The following is a 1,311-nucleotide window of genomic DNA, read 5'->3' on the forward strand; positions in this document are numbered from 1 at the left end:
GCGGTGCGGCCGCGCGAGCGGGGTGCTGATTCGACGGCGCATCGGCCGCGACGGCATTCCCGGGGGATGCGCGTGTCGTGAACGATGGGCGTTCGCGCGATGCGGTGTCATCGAATCGTCGGAATGTGAATGCGTGTCGCCGGGTGCCGTCGGTGCCACTGGCGCGGCATCGCGCAGCACCTATGCTTGAAGGGCCCAGGCCGGGCGGAGCCCAAGGAGGATGGTCATGCGCATGCTTCTCAACATACGAATCCCTCACGAGCCGTTCAACACGCTGGTGCGCGACGGCAGCGTCGGCGACGTGATCGGGCGAATACTCGAAGCGGTCAAACCGGAGGCCGTGTATTTCACCGAGCAGAGCGGCGGGCGCGGGGCCGTCGTGATCGTCGACGTGCATGACCCGTCGCAGATCCCGGCGCTCGCGGAGCCGTGGTTCCTGATGTTGAATGCGGACTGCGAGTTCCGCGTGGTGATGTTGCCGGACGATCTCCGGAACGCCGGGCTCGCGCAACTCGGCGCGAAGTGGAAGTAGCGGGAAGCTGCCCATGCCCCTGCGCCTGCTCGAGAACCGGGCAGGCGGCATGGCGCGGCGCTCTCGCGCCGACTAACGTGCCGGCTGCGGTGGTTCAACGTTGGCCGCTTGCCCGTCTTTCGGTCGCAACAGCAACAGCAGGCCGCTCAGTGCCGCCGCGGCGACGAACACGAAAAAGAACCGCTCGTTCCATTGATACTCGCTGGCCGACGCCGTGCCACCGTGATTCCCGGCCGTGGCGCCGATCTCCAGCAGGAACGTGAAGACCGCCGGCACGGGCGCGGAACCGAGGTAGGCCAGGAACGCGAACTGCAGCCGGCCGCGGGTCAGGATCGACCAGACGTTCTTGCCCATCAGGCAGGCGACCAGCACCACGGGCGGGACGAGCACGATCGAGGCGGCACTGATCGCGCACAGAAACAGCCAGCCAAGTCCGATGATCGGAATGAGCGACATGAGTCGGGGCTCCAGTTTTCGGGCAATCTTGTTGTCGACGGGCATCCGCATCGGCATTACCGGACGACCACGGCATGCGGCGCTTCACGGAGTGTGCCCGATTCCACGCCGGTTGCCATCCATCAGTATCGATGCGGTCATCCGGCCGCGTCTTCCCCCAGCGCCTGGATGAAGCGCGAAAACAGCTCGGGCTGCGACGAAATCCCGAGCTTCGCGTACAGGTGCCGCCGATGCACCTTCACCGTTTCGGGTGATATCGCGAGCCGCTCGGCAATCGCCTTCGACGAATTGCCGCGCAGCACCATTCTCGCGATCGACATCTC

The 1,311-nt window shown here is 65.8% G+C and carries 3 protein-coding genes; 1 reads left to right on the plus strand and 2 read right to left on the minus strand.

Features of this window, described 5'->3' with window-relative positions:
• Positions 1–226: 226 nt before the first annotated feature.
• On the plus strand, positions 227–532 hold the full coding sequence (locus JYJ84_RS36850; RefSeq protein ID WP_122949512.1) for a panthothenate synthetase: 306 nt from the start codon (positions 227–229) through the stop codon (positions 530–532).
• 72 nt (positions 533–604) lie between these two features.
• Here JYJ84_RS36850 and JYJ84_RS36855 read toward each other — a convergent pair whose 3' ends face one another.
• Both JYJ84_RS36855 and JYJ84_RS36860 read right to left on the minus strand, forming a co-directional pair.
• Entirely contained in the window at positions 605–988 is a 384-nt protein-coding gene (locus tag JYJ84_RS36855) for a hypothetical protein (RefSeq protein ID WP_175016955.1), read from the minus strand.
• A gap of 137 nt (positions 989–1,125) precedes the next feature.
• The coding region (locus tag JYJ84_RS36860; RefSeq protein ID WP_205190318.1) for a response regulator transcription factor at positions 1,126–1,311 on the minus strand (186 nt) is incomplete at its 5' end.

The sequence above is a fragment of the Burkholderia sp. LMG 13014 genome (assembly GCF_905232215.1).
GTDB lineage: Bacteria > Pseudomonadota > Gammaproteobacteria > Burkholderiales > Burkholderiaceae > Burkholderia.